Source organism: Duganella sp. CF402 (assembly GCF_900109645.1).
GTDB lineage: Bacteria > Pseudomonadota > Gammaproteobacteria > Burkholderiales > Burkholderiaceae_D > Rugamonas.
The window spans coordinates 3,379,894-3,400,374 of record NZ_FOBG01000001.1; the positions used below are offsets into that span (position 1 = coordinate 3,379,894).

General features: G+C 62.8%; 20 protein-coding genes and 2 pseudogenes. 10 read left to right on the plus strand and 12 right to left on the minus strand.

The genetic code is table 11. From position 1 onward, the window contains the following. Window positions 1-101 precede the first annotated feature (101 nt). Together BMZ70_RS15160 and BMZ70_RS15165 are read right to left on the minus strand one after the other, a co-directional pair. Window positions 102-1,418: an ABC transporter ATP-binding protein gene (locus BMZ70_RS15160; RefSeq protein ID WP_092275817.1), complete on the minus strand. Its 1,317-nt coding sequence runs from the start codon at window positions 1,416-1,418 to the stop codon at window positions 102-104. A 10-nt stretch (window positions 1,419-1,428) separates the two neighbouring features. Further along, window positions 1,429-3,159: an ABC transporter permease gene (locus BMZ70_RS15165; RefSeq protein ID WP_092275820.1), complete on the minus strand. Its 1,731-nt coding sequence runs from the start codon at window positions 3,157-3,159 to the stop codon at window positions 1,429-1,431. A gap of 137 nt (window positions 3,160-3,296) precedes the next feature. Here BMZ70_RS15165 and BMZ70_RS15170 point away from each other — a divergent pair, with 137 nt between their 5' ends. Next, window positions 3,297-3,797: a hypothetical protein gene (locus BMZ70_RS15170; protein WP_092275823.1), complete on the plus strand. Its 501-nt coding sequence runs from the start codon at window positions 3,297-3,299 to the stop codon at window positions 3,795-3,797. Here the strand turns inward: BMZ70_RS15170 and corA are convergent. From corA to mpl, 8 genes are read right to left on the minus strand one after another with little or no spacing between them, the layout of a single operon-like run. Then, window positions 3,790-4,758, minus strand: coding sequence for a magnesium/cobalt transporter CorA (corA, locus tag BMZ70_RS15175; protein ID WP_092275826.1), 969 nt, complete (start codon window positions 4,756-4,758; stop codon window positions 3,790-3,792). The genes BMZ70_RS15170 and corA overlap by 8 nt on opposite strands. Before the next feature lie 50 nt (window positions 4,759-4,808). After that, window positions 4,809-5,522, minus strand: a complete 714-nt coding sequence (mtgA, locus tag BMZ70_RS15180; RefSeq protein ID WP_092275829.1) for a monofunctional biosynthetic peptidoglycan transglycosylase — start codon at window positions 5,520-5,522, stop codon at window positions 4,809-4,811. Then, on the minus strand, window positions 5,519-6,337 hold the full coding sequence (gene aroE, locus BMZ70_RS15185; protein ID WP_092275832.1) for a shikimate dehydrogenase: 819 nt from the start codon (window positions 6,335-6,337) through the stop codon (window positions 5,519-5,521). Before aroE ends, mtgA begins: the two co-directional genes overlap by 4 nt. Before the next feature lie 5 nt (window positions 6,338-6,342). Beyond that, window positions 6,343-7,227 carry a TonB family protein gene (locus tag BMZ70_RS15190; RefSeq protein ID WP_092275835.1) on the minus strand — a complete coding sequence of 295 codons (885 nt, stop codon included), beginning with the start codon at window positions 7,225-7,227 and terminating at the stop codon, window positions 6,343-6,345. 17 nt (window positions 7,228-7,244) lie between these two features. Further along, window positions 7,245-9,260, minus strand: a complete 2,016-nt coding sequence (locus BMZ70_RS15195; protein ID WP_092275838.1) for an RNB domain-containing ribonuclease — start codon at window positions 9,258-9,260, stop codon at window positions 7,245-7,247. Next, entirely contained in the window at window positions 9,257-9,859 is a 603-nt protein-coding gene (locus tag BMZ70_RS15200; protein ID WP_092275841.1) for a chorismate--pyruvate lyase family protein, read from the minus strand. Before BMZ70_RS15200 ends, BMZ70_RS15195 begins: the two co-directional genes overlap by 4 nt. After that, window positions 9,856-10,434, minus strand: a complete 579-nt coding sequence (locus BMZ70_RS15205) for a YqiA/YcfP family alpha/beta fold hydrolase (protein WP_092275844.1) — start codon at window positions 10,432-10,434, stop codon at window positions 9,856-9,858. Before BMZ70_RS15205 ends, BMZ70_RS15200 begins: the two co-directional genes overlap by 4 nt. Next, a complete protein-coding gene (gene mpl, locus BMZ70_RS15210; RefSeq protein ID WP_092275847.1) occupies window positions 10,434-11,807 on the minus strand; it encodes a UDP-N-acetylmuramate:L-alanyl-gamma-D-glutamyl-meso-diaminopimelate ligase in 1,374 nt (457 codons plus the stop codon). Before mpl ends, BMZ70_RS15205 begins: the two co-directional genes overlap by 1 nt. 184 nt (window positions 11,808-11,991) lie before the next feature. Between mpl and BMZ70_RS15215 the strand changes: the two genes are divergently transcribed. From BMZ70_RS15215 to BMZ70_RS15255, 9 genes and pseudogenes are all read left to right on the plus strand, one after another. Continuing rightward, window positions 11,992-12,630 (plus strand): hypothetical protein, encoded by a 639-nt coding sequence (locus BMZ70_RS15215; RefSeq protein ID WP_092275850.1) that lies wholly within the window; start codon window positions 11,992-11,994, stop codon window positions 12,628-12,630. After that, the gene (locus BMZ70_RS15220; RefSeq protein ID WP_092275852.1) at window positions 12,627-13,175 is read left to right on the plus strand and encodes a TlpA family protein disulfide reductase; all 549 of its coding nucleotides are present in this window, start codon (window positions 12,627-12,629) and stop codon (window positions 13,173-13,175) included. The genes BMZ70_RS15215 and BMZ70_RS15220 overlap by 4 nt, the downstream gene beginning before the upstream one ends. A gap of 84 nt (window positions 13,176-13,259) precedes the next feature. Beyond that, window positions 13,260-13,697 (plus strand): type II 3-dehydroquinate dehydratase, encoded by a 438-nt coding sequence (aroQ, locus tag BMZ70_RS15225; RefSeq protein WP_092275855.1) that lies wholly within the window; start codon window positions 13,260-13,262, stop codon window positions 13,695-13,697. A gap of 53 nt (window positions 13,698-13,750) precedes the next feature. After that, complete coding sequence (gene accB, locus BMZ70_RS15230) at window positions 13,751-14,221, plus strand: acetyl-CoA carboxylase biotin carboxyl carrier protein (protein ID WP_092275858.1); 471 nt, start codon at window positions 13,751-13,753, stop codon at window positions 14,219-14,221. A gap of 108 nt (window positions 14,222-14,329) precedes the next feature. Further along, window positions 14,330-15,709, plus strand: a complete 1,380-nt coding sequence (gene accC / locus BMZ70_RS15235; protein WP_092275861.1) for an acetyl-CoA carboxylase biotin carboxylase subunit — start codon at window positions 14,330-14,332, stop codon at window positions 15,707-15,709. 3 nt (window positions 15,710-15,712) lie between these two features. Further along, a complete protein-coding gene (prmA, locus tag BMZ70_RS15240; RefSeq protein WP_092275864.1) occupies window positions 15,713-16,645 on the plus strand; it encodes a 50S ribosomal protein L11 methyltransferase in 933 nt (310 codons plus the stop codon). Between the two features lie 8 nt (window positions 16,646-16,653). Next, window positions 16,654-16,722: pseudogene (locus tag BMZ70_RS29110) on the plus strand (MJ0042-type zinc finger domain-containing protein); the annotation flags it as partial. A 108-nt stretch (window positions 16,723-16,830) separates the two neighbouring features. Further along, window positions 16,831-18,324: a DUF3426 domain-containing protein gene (locus BMZ70_RS15250; protein WP_092277878.1), complete on the plus strand. Its 1,494-nt coding sequence runs from the start codon at window positions 16,831-16,833 to the stop codon at window positions 18,322-18,324. Between the two features lie 9 nt (window positions 18,325-18,333). After that, window positions 18,334-19,272, plus strand: a complete 939-nt coding sequence (locus tag BMZ70_RS15255; protein ID WP_092275867.1) for a carbohydrate kinase family protein — start codon at window positions 18,334-18,336, stop codon at window positions 19,270-19,272. A gap of 37 nt (window positions 19,273-19,309) precedes the next feature. Here BMZ70_RS15255 and BMZ70_RS15260 read toward each other — a convergent pair whose 3' ends face one another. Beyond that, window positions 19,310-19,822: a YggT family protein gene (locus BMZ70_RS15260; RefSeq protein WP_092275870.1), complete on the minus strand. Its 513-nt coding sequence runs from the start codon at window positions 19,820-19,822 to the stop codon at window positions 19,310-19,312. Window positions 19,823-19,922: 100 nt separating this feature from the next. Then, window positions 19,923-20,481: pseudogene (locus BMZ70_RS28360) on the minus strand (transcriptional regulator); the annotation flags it as partial.

Genomic DNA, 20,481 nt, shown 5'->3' on the forward strand with positions numbered 1-20,481 from the left:
CCATTGGGCGAAATGACTTCCGGCGGAGGCGGACAGTCCGCCGCTGCGGCCCAAGTTGAGCGCACGCTCCTTGGATCCCGGCCTTCGCCGGGATGACTGCGCTAGTCGGCTTCCTGCTCGTCCTCTTCGGAGCGCTGGATCACGCCGGTGTTGAAGTTGTACTCGAACAGGTCGCCGTAGCGGCCCCACTCGATGGCCATGCGCAGCGCGCGCTCGGCCTCTTCTTCGCTGAGCGTGAAGCGCAGCAGCTTGAGGAACAAGTCTTCCGGCAGATCGCCCGACTTGTCCTGCTCCAGGCCGTGGCAGATGTAGGCGATCAGCGGCACATGTTCCAGCAGCTGCTTGCCGAACATCTCCTGCCGCTCTTCCGATTTGACGTAGCGCCCGCCCAGCTCCGTCAGCAGGATGTCGCCGTTGGTCAGGTAGGCAAAGCCCAGCAACAGCAGGGCGTTCAGCACCTCCAGCAATTCCGCGTCGGTCAGCTCGGTCTCTTCGGCCAGCTTCGGCAGGTCGGCGCGGCCGTTGAACGGTTCCTCGGCCAGCAATTCCAGAATACCTTCCATGTGCGCGATGTCGGCTTGCGGCAGGCGGTCGCCCAGCTGCAGCTTGACTTCGCGCTCGCTGATCAAGCCACCGCCGCTACCGCGACGGCCGGAGCTGGCGGTCATCAACTCATACACCTTGTCGATCAACTGGCGCACCTCGGCGCTTTCCGCCTTGCGCGGCTGCGCCAGCGAAATCGGCAGCTCGGCGCGCACGCGGCCCGGGTCGCTGGCAAAAATCAGCACGCGATCGGCCATCATCACCGCTTCCTCGATATTGTGCGAGACCACGAGGATGGCCTTGGTCGGGATCTGGCCCGACTGCCACAGTTCGAGGATCTCCTCGCGCAGGCGTTCGCCGGTCAGCACATCCAGCGCGGAAAAGGCTTCATCCATCAGCAGCACTTCCGGCTCCATCACCAGCGCGCGGGCGATGCCGACCCTCTGGCGCATGCCGCCCGACAGCTCGCGCGGCAGCGCGCCTTCAAAGCCGGACAGGCCGATCAGGTCGATCACTTTTTCGGCGCGGCGCGCGCGCTCCTCGGCCGGCATACCTTGCGCTTCCAGTCCCAGTTCGACGTTCTTCTGCACCGTCAGCCACGGGAACAACGCGAACGACTGGAACACCATGCGGATCCCGCGCGCGGTGCCGTACAAGGGCATGCCGCGATACAGTACCTGGCCTTCATCGGCCTGGATCAGGCCCGCCATGATGCGCAGCATGGTCGACTTGCCGGAGCCGGATTGGCCCAGCAACGCCACGATCTCGCCTTCGCGCAGGGTGAAGTCGACGCCTTCCAGCACGGCGCGCGCGGAGCCGTCCGCGCTGCGGAAGTGTTTGCCGACGGCTTTCAGTTCAACGATAGGAGTGCTCATGATTCGATTCCTAGAAATGCAGCCGGCTTTCGGCCAGGGTGTACAAACGGCGCCAGACGAAGTGGTTAAAGCCCATCACGAAAATGCACATGATGCCGATGCCGAGCGCGATGCGCGGGAAGTCGCCGCTGGCGGTCATCTCGGCGATGTAGCTGCCGATGCCGTGCGCCTTCAAAGTGGTCGGTCCCCAGCTGACGAATTCCGCCACGATGGCGGCGTTCCATGAGCCGCCGGACGCGGTGATCGCCCCGGTCACGAAACTCGGGAAGATGGCCGGCAGCAGGTAGCGCCGCCATTTCAGCCAACCTGTGAGGCCGAAGTTCTTGGCCGCGTGACGCAACTCGGTCGGGATGGTGGAGGCGCCGGCGATCACGTTAAACAGCAAATACCACTGGGTGCCGAGGATCATCAGCGGTGACAGCCAGATGTCCGGGTTCAGGTGGTAGCGCACGATGATGATGACCGCCACCGGGAACACCAGATTGGCCGGGAAGGCCGCCAGGAACTGCGCCACCGCCTGCGTGCGCGAAGCCCAGCGCGGGTTCATACCGATCCAGATCCCGACCGGCACCCAGATCAAGGCTGCCAGCGCCAGCAGCACCACCACGCGGATCATGGTGTACACGCCCAGCATCAACACATGCCCTACTTCGCTCCAACCGACTTCGGTACGAATGAAATGCACCAAACTCCAAAGCGCGTAGAACACCACGGCGGCAATCACCGCGTCCCACACGCGCTGCGGCACCAGCGACGGCTGGTCCTTGCGCGCGCGGATCGAGGTGCCGTCGTGCGACAGGCGGAACACCGCGATCGAGCGCTCCAGCTGGTGCGCAAACCACGCCACGATTTGCTGCGTGCGTTCGGTGCGGCGCAGCCACGTGAGCAGCCACGAAGACTGCGCGGTATCGCCGCCGGTTTCCTCGAAGCGGAATTTGTCGGCCCACGCCAGCAGTGGGCGGAAGAACAGCTGGTCGTAAGCCAGCACCGCGATCAGCATGGCGAAGATGGCCCAGCCGATAGCTTGCAGGTTGCTTTGCTCGATCGCCAGCGCGATGTAGGAGCCCATGCCGGGCAGCTTGATGGTTTGGTTCGACACCATGATGGCTTCCGACGCCACCACGAAGAACCAGCCGCCGGACATGGACATCATCATGTTCCACAGCAGGCCGGGCATGGCGAACGGCAGTTCCAGCCGCCAGAAGCGCTGCCAGCCCGAGAGCTGGAACACCTGCGCCGCCTCCGACAATTCGGCCGGCACCGAGCGGAAGCCCTGGTAGGCCGAGAAAGCCATATTCCACGCCTGCGAGGTGAAGATCGCGAAGATGGCGGCGCACTCCACGCCCAGCAGGTTGCCGGGGAACAGCGCGATAAACGCCGTCACGGTAATCGACAGGAAGCCGAGGATGGGGATCGATTGCAGGATGTCGAGCATCGGCACCATCACCTTTTCGGCGACGCGGTACTTGGTGGTCAGCGCGGCGAACACGCAGCTGAAGATCACCGACGCGCCCATCGCGATGAACATGCGCAACGTGGTGCGCAGCAGGTAGTACGGCAGATAGCTCGGGTCGAGCGACATCGGCAGCGTCTGGCCGAGTTCATACGGACGCGCCATCTGCTGGCTGCCATAGGCCATCAGCACGAAGACCGCCAGCACGATGGGCAGCAAGGCCCAGTCCCAGCGGTTACCGCCGGCTTCCACCACCTGGCGGGGGAAAAATTGCCGTTTCTGTTTCATAGCTATTACTTTCTCTGGCGGCCAGAGCGGCCGGGAGGAGCGAAGGAGGGAGCGTTACCGCTGGCCGCCATTCTAATAGGTTAACGGCGACAAAATTATTACAGTCGTGAAAGTTACCTATTATATAATTGCCAGATATGAAACTGATTGCAGAGAAAAGGTCGAAGACCGACAAGTACGACGTGCTGCGTTTTGTCCGCAATAACGGCACATGCACCGACGCGCTGATGCCGCGCCAGGGCATCTTGCCGCATGATCTGGTGCACTACGTGGTGGAATCCGCCCTGCCCTTGCGGCACGGCTTCCTGAGCCTGCTGGCGCGCGGCGCCGACGCCCAGTTCGTGATGGAATCGGTGCACGACAAGGGCAATCCCAACGTGGAGACCGAAGCCGTGCAAGCGAAAGCCATCGTGGAAGGCCTGCAAGCGCAGCTATGGTCAGGCGCCTTCGACGAAGAAGCCTTCCTGGCCGGCGCCGCAGCAGCCTGCACCGCCCGCAACAAGCCGCCGTTCGACTTCAGCCAACTGGCGCTGGACCTGAAAACCGCTCTCTACGATCGCGCCCTCGCCCTGCACCAGCAATGGCACAGCGCGCCCTACTACAGCACCCTGTCGCTGGAATTCAGCCCGGTTATTTAAGCCAGCCGCGATGGCGGAAGTAGAGGAAGGGGGCGATGGCGCTGGTGACCATCAGGCCCAGCGCGAACGGGTAGCCCATCGACCATTCCAGCTCCGGGAACCAGCCTTTGAAGTTCATGCCGTAGATCGAGGCGATCAGGGTTGGCGGCAGGAAGGCGACGCTGGCCACCGAGAAGATCTTGATGATCTTATTCTGGTTAATGTTGATGAAACCGACCGTGGCGTCCATCAGGAAGTTGATCTTATCGAACAGGAAGGACGTGTGGCCGTCCAGCGATTCGATATCGCGCAGAATCTGGCGTGCTTCTTCGAACTGCTCGGAATTGAGCAGGCGGCCGCGCATCAGGAAGCTGACCGCGCGGCGGGTGTCCATCATGTTGCGGCGGATGCGGCCGTTCAAGTCTTCCTCGTGCGCGATGGCGTTCAGCGCGGCGGCTGCGTCCTGGTCGGTGAAGGTTTCTTGCAGCACGCGGCCGCTGACTTCTTCCAGCTGCTGGTAGATGCCTTCCAGCGCATCGGCCGAATATTCGGCGTCGGTGGCGTACAGGTCCAGCAGCACATCCATGTAGTCGGCAATCGAACCGGGACGCGAACGGGCGCGCATGCGTACCAGGCGGAACACCGGCAGGTCGTCGGTGTGGACCGAGAACAGGATTTTGCGCGCCAGGATAAACGCCACCGTCACGATGCGCGACGGGCCATCCTCTTCTTCCAGCAGGAAGTCGGTGCGCAGGTGCAGGTCGCCGTTTTCGGCTTCGTAGTAGCGGGCCGAGGCCTCAATGTCCTTGACTTCGTCCTCGCCCGGCAGGATCACGCCGTAGATAGTACGTACCCATGCGCGTTCTTCGTCCGTCGGGTCGGTCAGGTCGACCCAGACCGGTTCAGCTTTTTCCAGGTCTTCGCGCGTGTCGATAGGAACCTGGTTGAGCCGGCCATTCTGGAGAACGAAAACATTAATCATGAGTACACGCGCCTTCTGGAAACAGCGCAAGTGTACCTGCAAAGCCCGGATTAAGGTAGATCAGCTGAGCCCATCCGACGCAAAATCACGCCGGTGCGGCGGGCCAGATAGTTGGAATCGCGATGTTTGTCGAAATATCGCGGATTCGGCAGCATCACGGCCAGTTTTGCGGCCTGCACCGCGCTCAGGTTGGCCGCGCTGACGCCATAGTAATGCCGCGCCGCCGCCTCGGCGCCGAAGGTGCCGGTGCCGAATTCCACCACGTTCAGGTAGATCTCGAAGATGCGCTCCTTGTCCATCAGCGATTCCAGCATGAAGGTAATAATCAGCTCTTCGCCCTTGCGCAGGTAGCTGCGCGAACCGGACAGGAACAGGTTCTTGGCCAGCTGCTGGGTGATAGTGGAGCCGCCCGAGACCACCTTTTTCTTCTTGGTGTTCTTCTCGTAGGCCTTTTGCATGGCCTCCCAGTCGACGCCCTCGTGCTCGGAGAAGTTGGCGTCCTCGGAGGCGATGATGGCGCGCTTGAGGTTGTTCGAGATGCGGTTGTACGGCACCCACATTTGCTGGATATTGGCCTTGGGATTTTTCTCCTGCAGCGCCGCCTGCTGCTGGCGCATGAAGCTGGTCATGGACGGGTTATGCCCGACCCACCACCAGATCTGCAGGAAGAAGTAAAGCTGCACCACCAGGAACAGCAGGATAGGAAGGATGAAGATCCACTTCACCCAGCGCCACTTGCCAACTTTGCCGGAGGATTTGCTCATAGCTTGGCGCGCAGGCTGGTCAACACATCGGCCGTCGCCGGCTGCACGCCGCGCCACAGGTTGAACGCTTCGGCGGCCTGCTCGACCAGCATGCCCAAGCCGTCTCGCAACTGTGCGCCATGCTGGGCGGCGAACTGCAAGAATACGGTGGGGGAAGCTCCGTACATCATGTCCAAAGCAAGACAGCCCGGTGCAAATACCGATGGCGATACCGGCGGCAGTTCCGCGCTCAGGCTGGCGGCCGTGCCGTTGATGACGATGTCGTAGTCGCCCTCGATCTCCGCGAAGCCGCACGCAGATACCACGCCCTCGCCGCCCAGCGCGGCAAACTGCTCGACCAGTTCTTCAGCCTTGGCCACGGTGCGGTTGGCAATCACCAGTTTCGAAGGGCGATGTTCCAGAATCGGCAGCACCACGCCGCGTACCGCGCCGCCCGCGCCCAGCAATAGCACGCGCTTGCCGGTAATCGGCACGCCGGCATTCTGCACGATGTCCGCCACCAGGCCTGCGCCGTCGGTGTTGTCGCCGATGATGCCGTCTTCGCTGAACACCAGCGTGTTGACGGCGCCGGCCGCGCGGGCGCGGATCGTCAGCGCCTGCGCCAGCTTCACCGCTTCCAGTTTGAATGGCACGGTCACATTGGCGCCCTTGCCGCCCTCGGCCATGAAGGCGCGCACGGCGTCGGCAAAGCCGTCCAGCGGCGCCAAGCGGCGCTCGTATTGCAGGTCCTGGCCGGTTTGCGCCGCGAACGCGGCATGAATCTCGGGCGATTTGCTATGGGCAATCGGGTTGCCGAACACGCAGTAGCGGTCCATCTGTCTTATCTTCCTCCGCCGTTCATGTCGGCTTGCAGTTTGTCGTCGCGGGTGAATTTGAAGGTGGTGATGATGACCCACAGGTCATCCTTTTCGCTCGACAGCATGTTCGGCGGGAATTTACCGAACGGCGCCGAGCGGCGCACGATGCGCATCGCGGCTTCGTCCAGCGCCGGGTTGCCGGAGCTGCGTTCGACCTTGATGCCGCCTTCTTTTTCGTAGATGGTGCCGTCCTGGAACACCGGAATCGACAGCATCAGCTGGCCATACAGCTTGCGCCCGTTCACGTTCGGGAAATTCAGCGTGCCGAAGTCCTCGATGCGCTTCTGCATGGTCTTGTAATAGGTGGCGTAGCCCGCCTCACGCGTGCTTGGCGTGATCATGGTTTTCTTGGGCCGCTTGTTCTGGTCCTCGACGGTCTCGCTGATCTCGGCCACGCGGCGCGCGATGGCCTTGCTCGATTCGAGCAGGTCGGCGCCGGTCGGCAGCGGATCGGGCTTGGCCTGCTCCGTGATCGGCGGCGCCGCCACCGGCGAGGATGAGTTCACTTGCGTCAGCAGGTTCTTCTGGCGCTCTTCCAGTTCGCGGATGCGGCGCTTGCTGGCCTTGACGCTGTCGCCCATCTCGGTCTTGCGCATGTCCGGCATGGGCGACTTGGAGCGGCCCTGGTCCACCGTGCCGCCGCCGTCCAGATTGGCCTGCGCCACCGCGTCGGCCTTCAGCGGCGCCTTGTTGTGCTTGGCGTTGACGAGGATGACTTCCAGTCCCGGATCGGTGGCCTGCACCGGCGCCGGGGTCGGCGCCACGAAGCGCATCGCCAGCAAAGCACCGTGCGCCATCAAGGAGATGGCGAGGGCGGTGTAGAGCAGGCGATTTTCTCTGAAAGACATGAGTCAGATTCTACACGTCATTCCGCCGCTGGTTGCTCGGCGGCGACTTCCACCACCACTTCCGGTGCATCGGCCGCTTCTTCCGGCGCGTCTTCCACGTCGTCCTCGAAGTCGACATCAGTTGGCGCCGCGTCGCTCGGGATTTCGAGGATGCGGGCTTCGACGGTCAGGTCGACCTCGTCCCAGCGCAGGATGTCCAGCTTGACCTGCGCGCCGCGCGCCACCGACGGCATGCCCGGCAGGCGGATAATCAGCGGGATGTCGGTCAGGCGCAGTACCTCATCCTTGAGCACCACGGCTTCCACCTGGCGTGCATTTTCCTGGCCCAGCCAGCGCAGGCACCAGTAGCGTTCCATATTCGACTGGTGGTCGGCGTAGGCGCCATAGGCCGCATCGAACTGCGACACGATGGCGAACAACTCCGCATCCTTGTGCTTGAAGTGCGCGACCAGCGGCGCCATCACGCCCTTGTCGGCGCAGGCCAGGATCTGCCACTGGTTGACCAGGTCGGTGTAGCGGCGCAGCGGCGAGGTGCTCCACGCATACTGGTCCACACCCAGACCTTCGTGCGGCGCGGCGTGGGTCAGCATGCGCACCTGCATCTTGGCGTTCCAGCCGCCGACGCCACGGCCCTGGCTGCGGTAGATGCCCGGCACGCCGCAGTCGTGCATCATCTTGCCCCAGGTGCTGTTGGCGAAGATCATCAGCTCGGCGACGATCTTGTCCAGCGGCGCGCCGCGCTTGCGGCGGGTGACGCTGACCACGTCGTCCTCGACGTAGAAGTTGTAGTCCACGCGGTTGTTCTGTTCCGGCTTGAGGCCGAAGCCCTCGCGCTTGACCATGCGCGCCGCTTCCAGCACTTGCGCCCATTTCCAGATCAGGCACAGGTCGTCCTTGTGCGGATAGTCGCCCTCGCCGCTGGCCAGGGTTTCTTCGTTGACCAGATCGTCCAGATCGTTGTGGCGCAGGTTGTGCGCGATCGGCACCATCTCGGCGCGGGTCTCGCTCGACACCACCGACCAGTCGGCCGGGTCCAGCGTCGCGTACAGCGACAGCGCCGGGCAGGTCTTGCCCTCGGCCAGCGTGAACGCATTGACCACCGCATCCGGCAGCATGGTGATCTTATCGCCCGGCATGTAGACGGTGGACATACGGGTGCGCGCCAGCTTGTCGACCGCGTCGTCCGGCTTGATGCCGAGGCCCGGCGCGGCAATGTGGATGCCGACCTTGACCTTGCCGTCGGCCAGGTGCGTGACCGAGAACGCATCGTCGATCTCGGTGGTGGTCACGTCGTCGATGGAGAAGGCTTTCACGTCGGCCAGCGGCAGGCCCGACGGCGTAGCCGGTACTGGCACCTCCGGGAAGCCCGCGCCTTTGGGGAAATTCTCGAACAGGAACTTGGCCATGTGCAGCGCCTTGGCCGACTTCACACCGCCCACCGCCAGCATCAGGCGTTGCGGGTTGGTGTGCAGCTCGTTGCAGGCCGCTTCCAGCGCCTTGTATTCGATGCCGTTCTTGTCCGGCTTGAACAGCAGCTGCAGGACGATGTTCTGCATCGACTCCGGCAGCTTGTTGGCCTTCAATTCCTCGACATAGCCTGCTTGCACCAGCGCCTGCTGTTTCTTTTTCTCGATGCCGGCCAGCGCCGCGCGCAGCGACTGCTCGGGCGCAGCCTTGTAGCGGCCACGACCTTTTTTATAGAAGTAAATCGGCGACGAATGCAGGCTCAGGATCAGGCCGGCCGCTTCCGCCGGCTGCGGCGCATGGCCGAAGTACTCGGCGCCCAGCTCGGCAAAGCCGAACTCTTCCTCGCCCGCGACTTCCCACAGGAATTCGAGGTCGATGTCGGCGGAGATGGCCTTGGCCTGCTCCATCAGCTCGGCCGGCGACGGCTTGTCGAACTGCAGCAGCACGTCCTTGGTCTTGACCTTGGTGCGCTTGCCGCTGGCCATTTCGACCTGGTAGGCCTCGCCCGCTTGGGTCATTACGCTGCCGACCTTGAAATCGCCGGATTCTTCAAAAAATACATTCATCGTTTATTTTTACTCGTTTTAATCAGTTCCAGGACCGAAGGCAGAAACACTTCCGTCACCAGCAGGGTACCTTGCCGGCGCTGATATAGACAGCGCCGTGCATATAATATGTGTGCGTCCGGGACAGCCTGGCCATTTGCAGCCAGCGCGGCGCGCGTGCGCTGCGCCAAAGGATGCCCTTCCCGCAATCTTGCAAATTCCAACACACCGCGCCGCACCAGCGGATCGCCGAACAGCGTGGTGCCCAGCGAACGCTCGCCCAACGCGCTGAACAGCGGCCAATCGGCGGCCGTGGCCGACATCGGCACCACCGTGTGCGCGAACACCGCAGGCGTATTATCACATCTCAGCAGCACTTCCCTTTCCCAAACGCGGCCGCGATGATGCATGCCGATCGCCACCGCCTCGTCGCTCAGGCAAATCGCGGTGCGCTGGTGCAGGCACTGCACGCGAAAGCTGTCGCTGTGCGCTTTCAGGCGCGCGGTCAGCGAACCGTCTTCCGTCAGCCACGGCACGTAGCCTTGCGGTGCATTCAGCGCCAGCACGTGCGGCTGCCATTGCGCCTGCCGCAGCGAGGCGCTGCGCGGGCGCGCGTTCAAGCCTGCGCCCCGACGCCGCAAAAGGCCAGCACCGCGTCCACGTACTGCGGGAACTCGGAGATGGCGTGGTCGCTGCCTTCAATCACGTGCTGGCGCGCGCCTGCGTAGTGTGACAGCATGTCGCGGTAGTCCAGCACTTCGTCGCCGGTGGCGGCGATCAGGAAGTAGCGTTCCGGCTTGCTGATCTTCGGCACCGCCAGCGCGTGCAGCTCGGCGATGTATTCGCGCTTGAATTCAAACGGCTCGTCGGAGTGATATTGCGTGGTCACGCCGACATGCTTGTCGAGGTCGAGGCTGGGCACCACGGCTGGATTCAGCAGCACAGCCTTGCAGCCAAGGCGCTCGGCCAGCCAGGTCGCGTAGTAGCCGCCCAGCGAGGAGCCGACGATGCTCAGCTCATCGGCCGGGATGCCGTCAACCAGCGACAGCGCCAGCGCCATCGCCAGCCTGGGCGAGGCCGGCAGCTGCGGGCTGATCACTTGGTCGGCCAGCCCCAGCGCCGCCATGCGCTCGCCGACTACGCGCGCTTTCATCGAGCTCGGCGAGGAACGGAAGCCGTGCAGGTACAGAATCATCAGGCCAGCGCTTTCAGGATCTTGTCGTGGATGCCGCCGAAGCCGCCGTTGCTCATCACAATAATATGGTCGCCCGGCTGCGCGGCCTTGGCGATGGCGGCCACCAGCGTATCGATATCTTCGTAAGCGCTGGCGATCTCGCCCAGCGGCGACAGCGCCGCGCCGACGCTCCAGCCCAGCGTTTTTTCCACGCCATAGCCAAACACCAGGTCTGCCTGTTTCAGGCTGCCCGGCAGCGCATCCTTCATCGCCCCCAGCTTCATGGTATTGGAGCGCGGCTCCAGCACGGCCAGGATGCGGGTGTCCTTGCCGACTTTCTGGCGCAGGCCGCCGACCGTGGTCTCGATCGCGGTCGGATGGTGCGCGAAGTCGTCATAGACGGTGATGTTATTGACCACGCCGCGCACTTCCATGCGGCGCTTCACGCTTTCAAACGTCGCCAGCGACTGGGCCGCTTGCGCGACCGGCACGCCGACGTGGCGGGCGGCGGCAATCGCGGCCAGCGCGTTGGCGCGGTTGTGCGCGCCGGTCAGCTGCCATGCCACGTGGCCGGCCACTTCGCCTTGGAAGATCACATCGAACGTGCCGTCATCGTGCTCGTTCATCGCCCAATCCGTGCCCTCGCTGCGGCCGAAGCTTTCCTTCTCGCTCCAGCAGCCGCGCTTGAGCACGCGTTGCAGCGGAGCTTCGTCGCCGTTGAAGATGACGCGGCCGATGCCTGGCACGGTGCGCACCAGGTGGTGGAATTGCGTTTCGATCGCGCCCAGATCAGGGAAGATGTCGGCGTGATCGTATTCCAGGTTATTCAGGATGGCGGTCTTGGCGTGGTAGTGCACGAACTTGCTGCGCTTGTCGAAGAAGGCGGTATCGTACTCGTCCGCTTCGATCACGAAGAAGATCGAATCCCCTTTCTCTTGACTGCCTTGCAACCGCGCCGAAACGCCAAAGTTCATCGGCACGCCGCCGATCAGGAAGCCCGGCGCGTAGCCGGCATCTTCCAGGATCCAGGTCAGCATGGCCGAGGTGGTGGTCTTGCCATGCGTGCCGGCCACGGCCAGCACCCATTTGTCTCTTAATATATGGTCGCCGATCCACTGCGGTCCCGATACGAACGGCAGGCCGCGATTCATGATTTCCTCGATCAGCGGATTGCCGCGCGTGACCACATTGCCAATCACATACAGGTCCGGGTTGAGCGCGGTCTGCTCCGGGCCGAAGCCGGTGATCAGTTCGATGCCTTGCGCTTCGAGCTGGGTGCTCATCGGTGGATAGACGTTGGCGTCGCAGCCGGTGACGCGGTGGCCCGCCTCTTTGGCCAGCACGGCCAGGCCGCCCATGAAGGTGCCGCAAATACCGAGGATGTGAATATGCATATATAAAGTAAGACGAAGTATGAGCCGCCCACCGTCATTCCGGCGCAGGCCGGAATCCAAGCTAAGCCGCCCGGCCAGCGCTGATTGGATTCCGGCCTGCGCCGGAATGACACGCGCGGGCTAACGAATACAGGATTTTACCTGAGCTGACGCGCTTTTCCCGGTTCAGAGTATTATCTCGTCCATGACGCCGAATGTTAATGAAGAACTCCAGCTCCTGCGTGCCGAGATCGCGGCGGCCGCCGCACGCCTGATCGCCGAGGACGGAGCCGACTACAACACGGCCAAGCGCAAGGCAGCCAGGCAAATTCTCGGCGACACCCAGCCGCCGCTCAATCTGCTGCCCGATAACGCCCAGATCGAGGCGGAAGTACGTATTTACCAGTCGCTGTTCCACGCCGACAGCCAACCGGCGCGCCTGTTCCGCCTGCGCACGCTCGCGGTGGACATCATGGAAGGGCTGGAACGCTTTCAGCCTTATTTAACTGGCGCGGTATTAAATGGCACGGCCGGCCCGCATGACGATATCCACCTGCAGCTGTTTGCCGATAGCGCCAAGGAAGTGGAAATCTTCCTGCTCAACCGGAATTTGCAAATCGACATCTCGGAAACGCCGCACTTCAAGGGGCCACGCTACGGCATGGTCGAAACCGTCAGCTTCATGTGGCACAAGGAAGGCGTGCACGCTGCCATCTATGAGCTGGACGATTTGCGCGGCGCCGTCAAAACCCGTGGCGACGGCAAACTGGCCCGCGCCGACATTGCCGCCGTGCGCGCCCTATTAGTTAACAGTACTCATCCACAATCTCCATCCAAGCCATGAATAAAAAACATCTGGCGGCGTATGCCGTTGTCGCTTTGGCATTTGCCGCTTCCGGCGCCTATGTCGGTTCACAGAAAAAAGAATCCGCACCGCCGCTGACCGCCACCCAGCCCGCCGGCGTGACCGGCCCGGTCGACGAACTGTTTAAACAGACGCTGCCGGACGCGAAGGGCGCGTCCACGCCGCTGGCCCAATATAAAGGCAAGGCCATGCTGGTGAATTTCTGGGCGCCGTGGTGCGGTCCGTGCGTGCAGGAGATGCCGGAGCTGTCGGCGCTGGCCGCCGGAGAAGAAGGCAAGAAGCTGCAAGTTATCGGCATTGGTATTGATTCGCCAACAAATATCGCGGAATTTAGCGACAAATTCAAGATCAGCTACCCGGTGCTGGTGGCTGGCATGAGCGGCACCGAGCTGTCGCGCCAGTTCGGCAACAGCGGCGGCGGCCTGCCCTTCACGGTCCTGATCGGCGCCGATGGCCAGGTCAAGAAAACCTACCTCGGCCGACTGAAATTCGACGAGCTGCGCAAAGATTTAGCAAGTCTGTAAATAAATTCATAAGTTTTTTTCTCTTGCCAAATGTCAGCAGTTGGCGTCAAAATGCGGATCTTTCGCGGAGAAGGCTCAAGAATCATGGCAAAAAACCTCCTACTGCTCAACGGCCCCAACCTGAATTTGCTGGGCACCCGAGAGCCTGAGGTCTACGGCGCAAGCACTTTGGCCGACATCGAACACGCTGCCCAGGCACAGGCCCAGGCAGCGGGTGCGAGCTTGTCCTGCTTCCAGAGCAACCACGAAGGTGCACTGATCGACCGCATCCACGCCGCCAGAGCGGAAGGCGTGGACGCCATCGTTATCAATCCGGGCGGACTGACCCATACCAGCGTGGCCTTGCGCGACGCCCTGGCTGGGGTGGCCATCCCGTTTGTGGAAGTGCACATTTCGAATATTTATCAGCGCGAGTCGTTTCGCCACCACTCATTCCTGAGCGCGATCGCAATAGGCACCATCTGCGGACTGGGTATCGAAGGATATCGGTTTGCCATCGACTTCGCCCTTAAAAAGCGATAACCTACGCGATCTGCGCGCATTTTTTTACACATAAGACAATTCCTGGGGGTTACATGGATCTACGCAAGCTGAAGACCTTGATTGATTTGGTCGCAGAATCGGACATCGCCGAGCTCGAAGTGACCGAAGGCGAAAGCAAAGTTCGCATCGTCAAGTCGTCCGCCGTCGCGCAAAACCAAATGGTGATGATGCAGCCGCAAGCTATTCCTCAGTACCATGCTCCAGCCGCCGGCGCCGCCGCGCCAGCCGCCGCTGCCCCAGTGGCCGCCGCCGCACCCGCCGAGCCGACCGGCCACGTCGTCAAATCGCCGATGGTCGGCACCTTCTACCGCTCGTCGGCGCCAGGCGCGGCAGCGTTCGTGGAAGTTGGTGCTGTCGTCAAAGAAGGCGACACCCTGTGCATCATCGAAGCGATGAAGCTGCTGAACGAAATCGATGCCGACAAGTCCGGCACCATCACCCAGATCCTGGTCGAGAACGGCCAACCGGTCGAATTCGGCCAACCGCTGTTTGTGATCGGCTAAGACAGGTCCGCGCCCTCCCCGTCGGCGACGGGCGCACCTGCCTGGTCCGCAATCCCTCCTCACCTGAAGCAGCCCATCATCGGCGCTCACAGACATAGCGAACCTATCATGTTTGAAAAAATCCTTATTGCTAACCGTGGCGAAATCGCCCTCCGTATCCAGCGCGCCTGCCGCGAACTGGGCATCAAGACGGTCGTGGTCCACTCGGAAGCAGACAAAGACGCCAAATACGTGAAGCTGGCCGATGAGTCGGTCTGTATCGGCCCGGCGCCATCGACGCTCAGCTACCTGAACATGCCGGCCATCATCAGCGCCGCCGAAGTCACCGACGCCGAGGCGATCCACCCTGGCTACGGCTTCCTGTCGGAAAACGCCGACTTCGCCGAGCGCGTGGAAAAATCGGGCTTCGTGTTCATCGGCCCGCGTTCGGAATCGATCCGCATCATGGGCGACAAGGTCACCGCCAAGCAGACCATGATCAAGGCCGGCGTGCCATGCGTGCCGGGCTCGGAAGGCGCGCTGCCGGACGATCCGAAAGCCATCGTGCAGATCGCCCGCAAGGTCGGCTACCCGGTCATCATTAAAGCGGCCGGCGGCGGCGGCGGTCGCGGCATGCGCGTGGTACACACCGAAGCGGCGCTGATCAACGCGGTGCAAATGACCAAGACGGAAGCCGGTACCGCCTTCGGCAATCCGGAAGTCTACATGGAGAAGTACCTGGAAAATCCACGCCATGTGGAAATCCAGATCCTCGCCGACGAACACAAGAACGCCGTCTGGCTGGGCGAACGCGACTGCTCGATGCAGCGCCGCCACCAGAAGGTGATCGAGGAAGCACCGGCGCCGGGCATCCCGCGCAAGCTGATCGAAAAGGTCGGCGAGCGTTGCGCTGAAGCCTGCCGCAAGATCGGCTACCGTGGCGCCGGCACCTTTGAATTCCTGTACGAGAACGGCGAGTTCTACTTCATCGAGATGAACACCCGCGTGCAGGTGGAGCACCCGGTCACCGAAATGATCACCGGCATCGACATCGTGCAGGAGCAGATCCGCATCGCCGCCGGCGAGAAGCTGCGCTTCCGCCAGCGCGACGTGATGCTGTCCGGTCACGCCATCGAGTGCCGCATCAATGCGGAAGACCCGTTCAAATTCACGCCGTCGCCTGGACGCATCACTTCCTGGCACGTGCCGGGCGGTCCGGGCGTCCGTGTCGACTCGCACTCGTATGCGGGTTATTATGTGCCACCGCACTATGATTCGATGATCGGCAAGGTCATTACCTACGGCGCCACCCGCGAGCAGGCAATTCGCCGCATGCAGATCGCGCTGTCGGAAATGGTCGTTGAAGGCATCTCGACCAACATCCCGCTGCACCGCGAGCTGATGGTCGATGCCCGCTTCATCGAGGGCGGCACCAATATTCACTACCTCGAGCAGAAGCTGGCCGACATGCCGGACCTGCACAAACTGAGCTTGAGCAACAAAGGGTAACAAATGAGCTGGACTGAAATCGTCATCGAAATCGCGCGTGACCACGCCGAAGCCCTCTCCGAGGCGCTGATGGATGTGGGCGCCCTGTCGGTTTCCGTGGAAGACGCGGACGAAGGCACCGACGCGGAAAAACCGCTGTTCGGCGAGCCGGGCATGGAACCTACCGAAGCTGCGTGGGACCACAGCCGCGTCGTCGCGCTGACCGACGAGGATGACGATCAGGCCGTGATCGTTGCGGCGGCGGCCGGCCAGATCGGCCTCGCCACCCTGCCGAAGTTCACCACCCGCAAGGTGGAGGAACAGGACTGGGTGCGTTTGACCCAATCGCAGTTCGCGCCTATCCCGATCGGCAAGAACATCTGGGTGGTGCCGTCGTGGCACGAGGCACCGAATCCGGACGCGCTGATCCTGGAACTGGATCCGGGCCTGGCCTTCGGCACCGGCAGCCATCCGACCACCCGTTTGTGCATGGAATGGCTGGAAGCCAATCCGGCGCCGGGCAAGACCGTGCTCGACTACGGCTGCGGTTCCGGCATCCTGGCGATGGTGGCCAAGAAGGTCGGCGCCGGTGAAGTGGTGGGCGTGGACATCGATCCGCAGGCGATCGAGTCGGCGGCAGACAATGCGGTGCGCAACAACTGCGAAATCACCTACTTCCTGCCGGATAGCTTCGCCGAGTCCAAGCATGCGACCCAGCGTTTCGATATCGTGGTGGCCAACATCCTGTCCAGCCCGCTGAAGCTGATGGCGCCGATGCTGTCGGGCCGCGTGGCCGACGGCGGTTCGCTGATCCTGTCGGGCGTGCTGGCGCGCCAGGCCGAAGAAGTGGCGGCTGCGTATGCACCGTTCATCAAGCTGGGCGTATGGGCCGAGCAAGACGGCTGGGTGGCGCTGCATGGCCGCCTCGGTAGCGACACTGTTCCGGCTGCGCGTTAAGCCCGGCAATGGCGCTCGCCACCAAATGCCCCCACTGCAACACGGTATTTCGGGTCGCTCATGACCAGTTGAAATTACGTGGGGGCATAGTCCGCTGTGGCTCCTGTAATGAAGTCTTTGATGGCAACGCGGCCCTGCTGGAGCCGCCTGCCACCCTCCCTCCGCCGCTTCCCTTCGACCAGAAAATGGCCGCGCTCGACACGCGCGCTGCCGAAGTATTGACCGTCGATGAGCCGGAGCCAGTGCTGGAACTCGACGATGTCATCGATGAGCAGCCAGCCGACGAGCCGCCAGCCGCTGACTCGCCCGCAGTCAGCGCCGCTGACGATGACGCAGCCCTCGCCGAGCCTGCGCTCGACATCGACCTGAGCGACGACGAGCCGGTCGCCGACGCGCCGTCCTCGCCATCCCCCCCGATTCCGCTGCCAGCCGAGCCGGCCATCCTGCCGGTCAACACCGACGCCCTGTTCGACCTCGACCTGAACATCGAATCCGAGCCGGACCGCGAAGCCAGCAGCGAGCCGGAAATCAGCGCCGCGCCGCTGGATGACATCCTGAGCGCCGAAGCAATGAACGACGACGAGCTTGAAGCCGCGCTCGAAGCCGAACTGTCCGCAATGGAGCAGACGCTGGCCGACGTGCAGCACGACGCCGACGGCCTGCCGAGCGCCGACGACGCCTACGCCGACATGTCCGGCGGCCGCATCGAGCCGACCTGGGGCGAGCCGTCGCTGGACGACGAACCGCAAGCCGGCGCCGGTCCCGGCCTGGGCACCGCCCTCGCCGCCGCCGCCGATGCCATCGACGCCGCCGAAGCCGGGCAGCCTGCCGCCACGCCAGCACCCGCCGCCATCGACGACGACCTCGCCAGCTTCGACGACGCTGGCGACGACATCCCGGCCCCGGCTGCGGCCATCGAAGCCAGCGCTGACGCCACCAATGCCGATGCCGATGCCGACCTTACCACCAACGCCGACATCGATGCGCTGCTCGCCGCGACTGACAATATCGCCGATGACGACGCCGACGAAGAGGCGCTGGTCCAGCTCTCCAGCAACGGCCTGGCCGAAGCCCAGGCCATGCGCGGCCACGCCTACCTGCACGCGCAGGGCGACCTGGACGACCTGGCGCCGGCCAACGAAGAACAAGCCGCGCCGGAAGAACCGGGCTTCGTCAAACGCGACCGCCAGCGCCAGAAATACGGCAAAGCCGCCACCATCTTCATGAGCCTCGGCTCGGTGCTGCTGGTGGCCGCCCTGCTGGCGCAAGCCGTGACCACCTTCCGCAACTCGATCGCCGCCACCGTGCCGGCGCTGAAACCGGCGCTGACCGCCGCCTGCCAGACGCTGGGCTGCAAAATCGAACTGCCGACCCACATCGACGACCTCACCATCGAACAGGGCGAACTGCAAACCCTGAGCGACACCGCGTTCTCCTTCACCACCCTGCTGCGCAACCAGAGCGCCACCGCGCAAGCCTGGCCGTCGATAGAACTGGTGCTGGACGACGACAAAGACAAGCCGGTGCTGCGCCGCGTGTTTACTCCGCGCGACTATCTGCACGCCGATGTCGCAACCGAGCACGGATTTGCCCCACACACCGAACAAGCCGTTAAACTGTACTTTGAACTCCACGATCTGAAAGCATCGGGCTATCACATCGCAGTCTTCTATCCATAAAGACCTATCATGACCCAGACCTCCCTGATTTGCGGTTCGATCGCGATCGACACCATCCTGCAATTCCCTAACCGCTTCGACAGCATCCTGCTGCCGGACCAGCTGCACAAGGTGAACGTATCGTTCCTGGCGCCGACCATGCGCACTGAATTTGGTGGCTGCGCGCCCAACATCGCCTACAACCTGATGCTGCTGGGCGGTTCGCCGCGCATCGTCGGCGTGATGGGCCAGGACAACGCCGCCTACATGGCGCGCTTCCGCAAACTGGGCCTGGCCACCGACAACATCCTGATCAAGGAAGACGCCTACAACGCCCAGTGCTTCGTCACCGCCGACCAGGATAACAACCAGATCAACGCCTTCCACCCTGGCGCCATGTCGTACGCGCACGAGAACGAAGTCGCCAAGGCCGGCCCGGCGCGCATCGCCATCATCTCGCCGGATGGCCATTTGGGCATGAAAAAGCACGCCACCGACCTGGCCGCGCTGAACATCCCGTTCATCTTCGATCCGGGCCAGCAGCTGCCGATGTTCAACGGTGAAGAACTGATTGAGTTCATCGACAAAGCCACCTACGTCACCACCAACGACTACGAGATCGAACTGCTGATCGAGCGCACCGGCCTGACGCTGGACGCCATCGCCAGCCGCGTGGAAGCGCTGATCGTCACGCGCGGCGAGCAGGGTTCGGAGATTTATACCAAGGGCCAGAAGATTGAGATCCCGGCCGTGAAGGTCGAGGCAGCGCTGGATCCGACCGGCTGCGGCGACGCCTACCGCGCCGGCCTGCTGTTTGGTATCACCAACGGCTGGAGCTGGGAAACCACCGGCCGCCTGGCCAGCCTGCTGGGCGCCATCAAGATCGCCCACAAGGGTGCGCAGAACCACCGCTTCACTGCGGCGGAAATCGCCGACAAGTTCGAAGCAGCCTTCAGCTACCGCTTCTAAGCCTCAAAAAGAAAAAGCCCCGCAAGGGGCTTTTTAATTAGCGGCCGCTAAAGGCCATCCCTAACAACAGCTGCGCAATCTGCAGCAGGATCAGCGCCACCAGCAGCGACAGATCCAGGCTCCCCACCAGCGGCACCACCCGGCGTATCGGACGCAGGATAGGCTCGTTCAGCGCGCGCACGAACGGCGCCAGCGGCGCATGCGGATTCACCCAGCTGAAGATCGCCTCGACCACCAGCAAGGCCATGAAGCCGTACAAAATCCACTCCAGGAAGCGCTGGAACGCCATCAGCAGCACCGCAGGCCACGGCCAGCCGGCAAAGAACAGCACCGAGGTCGCCGCCAGCACGATCAGGAACGCACCGATCAGGCTGGCCCAGTCATAACCGCCCACGCCCGGCACAATGCGGCGCAAGGGGCGCACCAGCCAGTCCGACAACTGGAACGTGAACTGCGCGACCGATGACGGCGGCCGTACGCGTATCGCCTGCATCCAGAAACGCAGTAGCAAAGCCCCGCCCAACAGTGTGGCGATGGCGTCGACAATCAACTTAAGAATACTGAGCACGAAACCCCTCCAATAAAAAAGCCGCTGTGTGATTGTCTCACACAGCGGCCATTGCCTCAGCAGGCTTCTAAGCGTTTAAGACTTAGGAAGGACGGGTGCTGGTTGGGAACGGCCATGCGGCGGCCGGAGCCAGTACGGTTTTAGCTGCTGGCGCGGCGGCTGGAGCGGCCGGTGCTGCTGCTGGAGCGGCGGCGGCTGGAGCTGCTGGCTTAGCGGCTTCCTTCTTCGGAGCTGCTTTTTTAGGAGCGGCTTTTTTGGCAGCTGGCTTGGCGGCTGGAGCGGCGGCTACTGGAGCTGCTGCTGGCGCGGCGGCGACCGGAGCGGCCGCTGGCTTGGCGGCTGGCTTAGCGGCTTTTTTTGCTGCTGGCTTCTTCGCGGCTGGTTTCGCTGCGGCTGGCTTTTTAGCAGCTGCTGGCTTCGCAGCTGCTTTAACCGGCTTTTTTGCTGCTGGCTTAGCCGCTACCTTTGCAGCCGGTTTGGCTGCCGTTTTCGCTGCTGGTTTCTTGGCAGCTGCTACTTTCTTGGCGGCTGGCTTGGCGGCTGCTTTCTTGGCAGCTGGTTTGGCGGCTGCTTTAGGAGCGGCTTTTTTCGCTGCTGGTTTAGCGGCTACTTTTTTCGCTGCTGGCTTGGCGGCTGCTTTT

Excerpts from the sequence above, each read along its gene's own strand:
- BMZ70_RS15160 (WP_092275817.1), bottom strand. The coding sequence starts at position 1,418 with ATGAGCACTCCTATCGTTGAACTGAAAGCCGTCGGCAAACACTTCCGC.
- BMZ70_RS15165 (WP_092275820.1), bottom strand. The coding sequence starts at position 3,159 with ATGAAACAGAAACGGCAATTTTTCCCCCGCCAGGTGGTGGAAGCCGGC.
- BMZ70_RS15170 (WP_092275823.1), top strand. The coding sequence starts at position 3,297 with ATGAAACTGATTGCAGAGAAAAGGTCGAAGACCGACAAGTACGACGTG.
- corA (WP_092275826.1), bottom strand. The coding sequence starts at position 4,758 with ATGATTAATGTTTTCGTTCTCCAGAATGGCCGGCTCAACCAGGTTCCT.
- mtgA (WP_092275829.1), bottom strand. The coding sequence starts at position 5,522 with ATGAGCAAATCCTCCGGCAAAGTTGGCAAGTGGCGCTGGGTGAAGTGG.
- aroE (WP_092275832.1), bottom strand. The coding sequence starts at position 6,337 with ATGGACCGCTACTGCGTGTTCGGCAACCCGATTGCCCATAGCAAATCG.
- BMZ70_RS15190 (WP_092275835.1), bottom strand. The coding sequence starts at position 7,227 with ATGTCTTTCAGAGAAAATCGCCTGCTCTACACCGCCCTCGCCATCTCC.
- BMZ70_RS15195 (WP_092275838.1), bottom strand. The coding sequence starts at position 9,260 with ATGAATGTATTTTTTGAAGAATCCGGCGATTTCAAGGTCGGCAGCGTA.
- BMZ70_RS15205 (WP_092275844.1), bottom strand. The coding sequence starts at position 10,434 with ATGATTCTGTACCTGCACGGCTTCCGTTCCTCGCCGAGCTCGATGAAA.
- mpl (WP_092275847.1), bottom strand. The coding sequence starts at position 11,807 with ATGCATATTCACATCCTCGGTATTTGCGGCACCTTCATGGGCGGCCTG.
- BMZ70_RS15215 (WP_092275850.1), top strand. The coding sequence starts at position 11,992 with ATGACGCCGAATGTTAATGAAGAACTCCAGCTCCTGCGTGCCGAGATC.
- BMZ70_RS15220 (WP_092275852.1), top strand. The coding sequence starts at position 12,627 with ATGAATAAAAAACATCTGGCGGCGTATGCCGTTGTCGCTTTGGCATTT.
- aroQ (WP_092275855.1), top strand. The coding sequence starts at position 13,260 with ATGGCAAAAAACCTCCTACTGCTCAACGGCCCCAACCTGAATTTGCTG.
- accB (WP_092275858.1), top strand. The coding sequence starts at position 13,751 with ATGGATCTACGCAAGCTGAAGACCTTGATTGATTTGGTCGCAGAATCG.
- accC (WP_092275861.1), top strand. The coding sequence starts at position 14,330 with ATGTTTGAAAAAATCCTTATTGCTAACCGTGGCGAAATCGCCCTCCGT.
- prmA (WP_092275864.1), top strand. The coding sequence starts at position 15,713 with ATGAGCTGGACTGAAATCGTCATCGAAATCGCGCGTGACCACGCCGAA.
- BMZ70_RS15250 (WP_092277878.1), top strand. The coding sequence starts at position 16,831 with ATGGCCGCGCTCGACACGCGCGCTGCCGAAGTATTGACCGTCGATGAG.
- BMZ70_RS15255 (WP_092275867.1), top strand. The coding sequence starts at position 18,334 with ATGACCCAGACCTCCCTGATTTGCGGTTCGATCGCGATCGACACCATC.